General features: G+C 27.1%; 7 protein-coding genes. All 7 read right to left on the reverse strand.

Annotated elements, in window-relative coordinates; translation table 11 throughout:
- Nucleotides 1–10: 10 nt before the first annotated feature.
- The 7 genes from RR643_RS04595 to RR643_RS04625 all read right to left on the reverse strand — a co-directional run bounded on the left by RR643_RS04595 (nt 11) and on the right by RR643_RS04625 (nt 7,943).
- A complete protein-coding gene (locus RR643_RS04595) occupies nt 11–1,177 on the reverse strand; it encodes a nucleotide sugar dehydrogenase (protein WP_332482457.1) in 1,167 nt (388 codons plus the stop codon).
- A gap of 490 nt (nt 1,178–1,667) precedes the next feature.
- A complete protein-coding gene (locus RR643_RS04600) occupies nt 1,668–2,612 on the reverse strand; it encodes a glycosyltransferase family 2 protein (RefSeq protein WP_332482458.1) in 945 nt (314 codons plus the stop codon).
- Nucleotides 2,613–3,260: 648 nt separating this feature from the next.
- On the reverse strand, nt 3,261–4,706 hold the full coding sequence (locus RR643_RS04605) for an oligosaccharide flippase family protein (RefSeq protein ID WP_332482459.1): 1,446 nt from the start codon (nt 4,704–4,706) through the stop codon (nt 3,261–3,263).
- Nucleotides 4,707–4,738: 32 nt separating this feature from the next.
- Complete coding sequence (locus RR643_RS04610; protein WP_332482460.1) at nt 4,739–5,803, reverse strand: hypothetical protein; 1,065 nt, start codon at nt 5,801–5,803, stop codon at nt 4,739–4,741.
- Complete coding sequence (locus RR643_RS04615) at nt 5,800–6,870, reverse strand: glycosyltransferase family 2 protein (RefSeq protein WP_332482461.1); 1,071 nt, start codon at nt 6,868–6,870, stop codon at nt 5,800–5,802. Before RR643_RS04615 ends, RR643_RS04610 begins: the two co-directional genes overlap by 4 nt.
- A gap of 105 nt (nt 6,871–6,975) precedes the next feature.
- The gene (locus RR643_RS04620; RefSeq protein ID WP_332482462.1) at nt 6,976–7,374 is read right to left on the reverse strand and encodes a hypothetical protein; all 399 of its coding nucleotides are present in this window, start codon (nt 7,372–7,374) and stop codon (nt 6,976–6,978) included.
- Between the two features lie 86 nt (nt 7,375–7,460).
- Nucleotides 7,461–7,943, reverse strand: coding sequence for an ATP-binding cassette domain-containing protein (locus RR643_RS04625; protein ID WP_332482463.1), 483 nt, complete (start codon nt 7,941–7,943; stop codon nt 7,461–7,463).
- Nucleotides 7,944–9,327 lie beyond the last annotated feature (1,384 nt).

Here is a 9,327-nt window from a genome sequence, read left to right on the forward strand (position 1 = left end):
TAGCTCCTTACTAATCCTTTGAAAACAAATCTCTTGAATATACTTTTTCTTTATAGTTACTTAAAAGATCATCAATTCTATTAGCTATGATAATGTCTGAAACATTTGCAAATTCTGTAAAATTTTTAATTACTTCCAAACCCATGTATCTACTACTAGAGATAGTTTGTTCATATATAACTACTTTATAATTCATTTTTTTTAGTTCCTGAATTACATTTTGAATAGAAGAAAATCTAAAATTATCGCTATTTGATTTCATGACTAATCGATAAATACCTACAACACTAGGATTTTTCTTTGTAATCATATGTGCTATATGCTCAGCTCTAGTTATATTAGATTCAACTATCGCATTAATAAGTTTATTTGGTATGTTTTTATAATTTGCACGCAGTTGTTTTGTATCTTTAGGAAGGCAATAACCACCATATCCAAACGATGGATTATTGTAGTAATTCCCAATTCTATCATCTGCGCAAACTCCTTGAATTATTTTCCTAGTATCTAAATTATTAAGTTCAGCATACATGTCTAGTTCATTGAAATAAGCAACACGCATCGCAAGATAAGTATTACTAAATAACTTAATTGATTCTGCTTCAGCATTCTTGCAAAAGATGACTTCGATATCCTTTTTTTCTGCTGCTTCTACTAAAAGATTTGAAAATTGCTTTGCCTCAATCGAATAATCTCCTAAAATAATTCTTGAAGGAAATAAATTGTCATGAAGTGCTTTACCCTCTCTTAAAAATTCTGGACAAAATATAATCTTCTCATAGTTTAATTCTATTTTCATTCTTTCTGTAAAGCCAACTGGTATAGTCGATCTAATTATAATTGTACAACTATTATTCATTTTAAGAATGTCAATAATAACCTGTTCAACACTTGATGTATCGAAATAATCTTTATCCTCATTATAGTCAGTTGGTGTCGCGATTAAAACATAATCTGCATCCCTGTAAACATTAGTTGTATCAGATGTCGCATGTAAATTAAAATCTTTGCACGAAAAAACATGTTGTATATCAAAATCTACAATAGGAGAAATTCTATTATTAACCATTTTTACTTTCTCTAAATCAATATCTACTGCAATTACTAGATTATTTTTTGCTAATAATACTGCATTAGATAAACCAACATAACCTAATCCCACAACTATAATTTTCATAAAACCACCTCTTAGATATTTTATCACATTTTAAAGTTATGTACATTTTAATCTAACATCTCTTACACATTTTGAAAGCCTTATTTAAAATTCAAAACTTAAATTCTAAGTTAACTCCATTATTCGAGGGAATGAGATAACAAACTCTCTAAATAAATTTGTATATTGATTAATTCGATTACTTAAATTAGTTTAACTTTTGATATTTCATACTAATCATATGGTTGATCATGAATATAGGACCAAAAGGATTCTGTGATAGAAGCATATGAGTAACCATTGAATAATTAATATCAAAGCATTTTAACTTTAATCGATATTTTTATTTCAATATCGAAAGCAAGACAGCTTTTATCATTTTGAAAACCTTTTTGCTTCTAACCATTTAACTTAAACTGGATACTTGATTTTTTCCGGAATTTTCTTTTAAAATGAAATACTCTCTATTTTCTTTATTTTAAAATTATTATAAAGCTTTTTTGGAAAATAGTCACTTTTCTTCTTTTATAAATATTGAAAGGAAAGCATTTATAAAAGATATAATTGGTATCAAAAATTTGAATCTACTTTCCAAAACATCAAGTTCTCCTTTACTTTGTGCAATTATTTCACTCATTATTTTTTTAACTTCCTTCAAATAACCATCTTCATAATTTTTCATGAGCATCAATATTGAGTACAATTCATTGCCTATTAATCTGTTTAAAGCTTTTGGTCCATGTTGAGTATTTTTCAATAATATATAGCGCTCAAAATATGCTTTATTCTTTGCTAAATTTTTCAGCGAATATTTTGATCTTGTAATTGAGTTTTCTCTTGGTTCACAAAAGTAACCATAATAGTTTAAATAAATCACTGAATTACATTTCATTATGATTCTAGGCAATATTTCAGAGTCTTCATGAATCATACCTTCTACAAATCTGATTTCAGAAAACAATGACATAGCAAAAAGTTTACAACATGCACTTTCGCTAACTAAAGTATTATCTAGTAATCCAGTCATCGCTTCATCTCTGGACAATTTCCTTATAAATATATAATCATCATTTTCAGGCTTGGGCAAGTTTGAATTCATAGAGCGAGCTGCCGCTATTTGACAATTTGAATCTCGTATAGAATCTAGTAATTTTTGAACCAATCGAATATCAACAAAATCATCACTATCTATAAATAAAACATAATTACCATTTGCTATATTCAATCCATTATTTCTAGCAATGCTCAAGCCTTGATTAGTTTGATTAATTACAATTATTCTGTTATCAATGTGTGAATATTCTTCAATTATTTCAAATGAATTATCAAATGAACCATCATTTACTAATATTATTTCAATATCTGTATAACTTTGATTGATTATAGACTCTAAACATCTTTTCAAATACTTTCCAGTATTATAAACAGGAACGATTATTGATATTAACTCTTTCATTATTAACCTCCAAATTATTCTGAAGAGATTTAAAACATCATAATTCTAGCACAGTAAAATACGTTTTACAATATTGGCAGAAAGCATCTATACTTGATCAAAATTACTATTTTTATGCAAAAACATTAACAACTTCATTATTACCTAATCAAAAAAAATCTGAAGACATAAATATATTAACTTAAATAATCAATCAAATGTACCAAGGTACTTATTTAGTTAAATTACAGAAAATCAAATTGCCTATGATTGATACAAACATATACACACAAAGCGAGGATAAAGCGAAGTCTAAATCAAGAAAACAATAATAGCAAGTAATTATATTTTAATACTACAATATACAACCGAAAATTCTTTCATAAAAGAGATTAATATATGACTTGAATTTAGTGAACAGTTATATCAAAATCAATAGAACTCGAAAGTTGTAGAAAGTTAAAGAAAACAAACATCTTTAATAATTATGAAAGCTTATGTTTGCCAAGGTGTTATTGTAGCAGGAAAAGGTTTTTTAGTTTTCTTGTTCTAAGCTAACTAATTCTTGTGTAATACATCTTTATTTATACCTATGTGTCAGATAATCAGTTGGATTTTTTCATAAATTTTATATACCTATAATCATTTATTGTTGAATATATACTAATATCACTTATTTTTAAAAAAGGTATTTCTAATGAACTTTAGTGATTCAATGAAAATCACTTTTTTAGTTAAAAAAACGAAAATCAGATAGAAAACTAGAAAAGAAGAACTTCTTATAATAAGACGTACTAGTAAATTCATACCACTCAATTCAAATATTTGCGTAATTAAGAGTGAAGTAATTATTATTAAAATGAATGAGAAAATATCAGAATATTGCTCATTATACTCGTAGTTAAAGTCTCTTCGCATACAAAATAAAGAATAGATATTAACACATATCATATACATTAAGTTTGAAACTAATATAAATGGTTTGAGTCCAAAAGGTATACTGATAACTGTAAAAACAATAAATAGGATATTTGAAATCTTCGATACTTTAATAAACATTTTATTGTTTTCAATTGATAAATAAATATCCAAAACCAACATATTGATTGGTTTCAAAGCATAATAAATACTGAAAATTTTTATAAAAAAAGTCAGTCCTATCCATTTTTCAGTATATAATAATACTATTAAATCTTTACTGTTTATCAGCAACAATGACATTAATGGAAATGAAACAAGTGAAAATGAAGTAAATGCCTTTCTATACAAAGATTTAAATTCTATCTGATTCGTTCGATTAGCAGATAATGGAGGAATTAGTACATTATTTATTGTATCTACTATTGGATTCGATAACATTGACGGTAAGGATCTCCCCCTAGAGACATTCCCAAGAACATCCGCATTGTAATTTCTTGAAATAATAAAGGATTGTAAGTTTTCTATTATATTGATAAATAAATTTATTCCAATAAACTTATTGTTTTCCTTATAAATCGGGGCTATAGCCTTAAAAGAAAATTGGAACCAATTAATTTTTCTAAAACTTATGAACATAATTATATTCAATACCAATATTCTTATTAATTCACAAATAATTAGGCTCCAATATGACATGCCTTTCATTGCCATGTAAATACCTATTGCACTAGAAGCTAATATTGAAATAATGTTGGAATAGAAAGAAATTTTGAAGTTCATTTCCCTATATGTTAGTCCAGTTAAAACACTATTTGTTGCTATCAAAACAATAAGTAAAGAGGACACTCTAAAAACAGAGGTCAATTCGTAGCTACCATAAAAACTTGCCAAAAACGGTGAAACTAAAAAAAACAAGAATGTAATTAACGACGCAACACCTGTAACTCCTAGTGCAACAGATGATATTTCTACGTCACTCATAGTTTTTTTTTGCAAAATAATTGTATAAACTCCATTTGTAATTGTGTTTCCAATCAATACAACGTACAGTATGGATATTGAGTATATTCCATAATCTGAAGGAGATAGTAGCCTTGATAAAATTATTGATAGGAAAAAAAGGAGAATTTGTGCCAATACTCTCTCAACAAACTTCAACACAACACTTTTCCCAATTTTTTCATTTGCATTCATTTTTATCTCTCCTTTCAATTTACATTCACTAGTTAATCAAACATATCTTCGAAGCGAGTATCGTTTATGTAAGGAAAGTCATATAAATATGAGTTTAATCTACTCGCAATTTCCCTTGCCTCATTTTGATATTCTTCACTGATAATGTATGTTTGCGTATTTTTAATTGATTTTTCTGGATTAAAATATTTGAATTTATTAACATGATCAGCACTATTTAGATTTAAGAATTTTTCTATTTCTTTCACCGTATACTCATACCTATAAATTAGATCTTCAAAGTTAACATATAATAACTTATCATTTTTTATATCATTGCAGTTTACAGTTTCAAAATATTTACAGAACATTCCTATATCTTCTGGATAGCCGCTATTGCAGTTTATAAGTTTAGGCCAGATATTTTTATTTAGGTTATATACATCACGTGGGTCTCTTTTAACAACAATCATTCTAAAATCATCACGGAAATAATTATCCAATTTTCCGTTTTGTGCATTTTGTTCAAACAAAAAATGATCTAATATCACATTTTTTTCAGTACCATTCGATATTAGTTGAAAGTAATCATCAATAAATCGTCTTGAATTCTCAAAGAACTCCTCTTTCGTTGGATAAGTAACGAAAATATCTTCACCGGTAGATTTTAACTGATATCCTAAGGGGCTACTATACTTTTCTCCAAATTTTAAAGAAGCGTATATTTGCTTGATAGCAGTCAAAAAAGAAAATTGATATTTCGTAAACCCGTCTATTGTTGCCCCATTTAAATTAATATAATCAAACCGTTCAATGAAATTATTTACAATTATCATAAACCTATCATCATATAAAAATTTATACCCCGCAAACCAGCTTCCATAATGATCATTTAAAAACTTCATTTTCTTTTTGAATTTTTTCACAGCAAAATGTGAGTTTTGTGCCGAATTATTTAGAAGTAAGTCATTTTCCAAATCAAACAAACCATCTCTAATGTAAAGCAATGGTTGTTCATACCTTTTTAATCCACAGTCCGTACAACTCGAATATTCATTTAGTAAGTCAATCAACGCAGATGACCCTGTTCCTGTGCTCCCTGTTATGCAAATTTTCACTTTGATTTCACCACCTTATTTTTTAGCTTATTAAACCCTATTAATAAAACTGAATACAAAGTTATGAACTTCCGTATTTTCTTATTGCTTATAACCTGTTTTGCTTCTTCGCCGTCTAGTTCACTAAGTAATTTTCTATATTCAACTTCACTATTTTTTTTTAGCCCAATTGATTGATTCACTAAATTTGACATCACGATATATTTTGAAGTCTTCCCGCAATGATAGACTTCAATAATAAAATCAGCTAATTCCTTATTCTGTAAAACCAAAATTCTTTTAATATCACTTTTCAAAGATAAATTGCATTCACGTCTGTAATTTATCAAGTTTCTTTTAAAATGGACACAATATGCTTCATATGCATAACAAAACTTTGTTAAAAAATATTTATCTAATGCAGGATAATATTTTTCTGGAAAACCTCCCAGTTCAATAACTTTTTCTCTTCTTATTACAGCGCCAATAATTGATCCTGGTAAAATTGATAAGTAATCCTCTGCATTTAATTTAAAAATAATTGGTCCTGTGATAGAAATAAATTTCTTCTTTAAAAATCTAATGCAGTCATTAGTTTTATTGCTTTCCTTTCTTATTCCTACTATTTCTCGAGATGTACATAACATATCAATTTTTTTCTTCTTGGAAATTGTTCCCATCATATTCTTTAGGAAATCTTTTTCCAAATAATCGTCATCATGTAATTGTAAAACCCACTCGCTTTGACTTAATTGATAGCATCTATTCCAATTGCCTGCCAGTCCAATATTCTTTTCATTCACATAAATTGACAACCTTGCATCTTTAAATTCAGTAAAAATCTCTTTCATATTATTCGTTGAATTTGGGTTGTTGCTTACAACTATAACTGAAAAATCTTCATAATTTTGTTGTAAAGCACTTTTTATACTTTCTCTAAGTAAATTATTCCTATCATAAGTTGGTATTACAATTGTAACTAATTTTTTAATTGGATTTCCACAAACTAACTTTGATTCAACATTCTTGTATAAATCAAAGTCATTGTTTTCAGATATTATATAATTTTCAGTCGCTTTTAGAACCATGTTTTGTACTCTACCTTTCCTATTAAAATCAGTAATTCCTATTAATAATTTTTAACTTGAAGCTTCTAAAACTAATTAATATTTTAAAATCAATTATCTTCTGTATCAAACATAATTTTCATAAGTGCTATCCATTTCTTTTAGTTCACTAAAACTGTCTATTTCAACTATATCATCGTCATTACATTCGCGAATATATATTTTATATTCCTTCTTAAAATATTCTAAAGCAACTTGGTCCCAAAACCTTTCTTTACCTCCTGGAAAGTGAATTGCCTGTGATATATGATATGACAACATTTCTCCGTCTTTATCCTTCCAATACGAAAGTCCAATCCATTTATAACAGTTTTCTCCACCAATAGAAATATCTGTAATTAAATCTACTTCCGTTTTAAAACACCAATCATCCGTATACTTCGTATATACTCCAAGATAATTAGTACTAAACTGATACTTTGATATTAGTTGCTTATTTTGAATCCATAAATCTGCATCAAGCAAATATGCATTATGAAGATGCTCTTTAGAAGCGAATGCTGATGAAATATTGTTTGATTCGTTGTAAATAGGATTATCAATGAACTTAATTATTGGATACTTTTCAAGAAGCTGATCAAATTGGGGGGGGCTAAATATCCTCTAACTATATAAATTTCTGTGATGCCTGCTTCTAAAACCGCTTCTAATTGTCCAGTTTTTTCCGAAAGTTTTGTAGAAATTTCATTAATTTCCATTTTATTAATTTTTCTTACCTTCAATGCGTATTCTATGTTTTGTCTAACAGTCATATTTTCAAATAATGCAAAATTTTGAAAGACAATTCCAATATTTCGCTCTAAAGCTTGCTTATTGGCAATGTATACACCATCCATAATTATCTTTCCTGAAGTTGGCTGTAATAATCCTACAATAATTCTTATCAAAGTAGTTTTACCACATCCCGATGGCCCTAAAATTGTCAAAAACTCTCCATCATAAACGTTTACACATATATTGCATAAAACATCACGATTATACGATTTACAAATTTTATCAATTTGAAACTTGTATCTTTTCTCTAATATTTCCATAACGTTAATAATCTTTCTTTCTCCTCTGCATTATCATTGGAAATATCAGCATATGGAATGTTCATAGGATAATTTTCCATTTCAAATGTAAAGTAATTCATTTAATCATCTATTGTACTTTAACATAATGTGTTCATTTAATCAATATAGATTACAAATTATGAACGACGCAATCAATAATTTTTCAATTATTTCAAAGGTATTTATAATGTATTTTATTTATACCTAACACGAAACATTATTAGATAAAAATATAATCATGGTTGTTTTAAAAACACAAGAAAACATATACATAAAATTAATAACAAGTATTAATTATCTGATTCTACCTACAAATTACATTTGATCATCCAAATTTATAGCAAATATAATGAATTTACTCTTCTGTAAATTACAATATAATTGTGTTTGTTTTCTTAGTTTATAACCAATTTCTATTGAATACCTTTTTTTGTTGAAACATTAAAACTTATGTGGTAAGACAATTTAATGCTATAAAACTGGCCTTTGTCATACTTTATTTGAAATTGTAAATAGCACATAGATGTATCATTACTTTCATACTGGGTTCACCAGAATGATTTTCAACTAATTGATTCCAGTTTTATCACAAAATTTAATCTAATGTATAGGATAGTAGCAATCTTATATCGAATGTGTAAAACTTTTTTATATTAACTCAATTCATTTTTTCATCTCTATTCTCGGTAGTTAGTAAAACATCACACTTCTTCTCTGCATTACTTATCAAACTGACTCGATTCGAATCTTTCTTTCAAATTCTTCCTTTTTTCTTATTTTTCAATACTTTGTGTCGCCATATCAATGCATCCATATTTTATTTTTACTTCAATAAAAAACAACATTCAATCAAGAAGAACATACAAGTGAATTAGATAAGATAAAATATGAATCTATTGATTTATACTATCCTTAAAAACAAATTCACAGTTATATTTTCAAAAAGCTAAAATATCGGAAGATAGTTTTCATGTATTAAAACATCTTGTCTCAAATTTTAGAATAATTAGACTAAAATGCAGAAGAAATACTGAAGATGACAATAAAATTTATCTTCTCATTTAATTCAAGTTTATTTTCAATCACGGTGAAACTTAGATAGCGAAGGAAAATATAAAAAGTTATTAGACTAGACCTTAATTTTTAGAGATATAATTACTTTAATGTAGACAACCTACCTATATTAATAGAAGCCTATGATCCAAAATAAACTGTAACCTATAGAGAGGACTCTGGAAAAAGACTACCTTGGAAATGTCCAGAAAAACTAGACACAAAGTTAAGATAATTTAATTTATTGAAGTAGTGTTTTTTTCAAACTGTAATGGAGTTTGAAAGTTCAATGCGCTATGCATTCGCTTTG

It is taken from the genome of Anaerorhabdus sp. (genome assembly GCF_036637135.1).
Lineage (GTDB): Bacteria > Bacillota_I > Bacilli_A > Erysipelotrichales > Erysipelotrichaceae > Anaerorhabdus.

What these genes read in the sequence shown, in the direction of transcription:
- RR643_RS04595 (WP_332482457.1), bottom strand. Translation starts at nt 1,177, where the DNA reads ATGAAAATTATAGTTGTGGGATTAGGTTATGTTGGTTTATCTAATGCA.
- RR643_RS04600 (WP_332482458.1), bottom strand. Translation starts at nt 2,612, where the DNA reads ATGAAAGAGTTAATATCAATAATCGTTCCTGTTTATAATACTGGAAAG.
- RR643_RS04605 (WP_332482459.1), bottom strand. Translation starts at nt 4,706, where the DNA reads ATGAATGCAAATGAAAAAATTGGGAAAAGTGTTGTGTTGAAGTTTGTT.
- RR643_RS04615 (WP_332482461.1), bottom strand. Translation starts at nt 6,870, where the DNA reads ATGGTTCTAAAAGCGACTGAAAATTATATAATATCTGAAAACAATGAC.
- RR643_RS04625 (WP_332482463.1), bottom strand. Translation starts at nt 7,943, where the DNA reads ATGGAAATATTAGAGAAAAGATACAAGTTTCAAATTGATAAAATTTGT.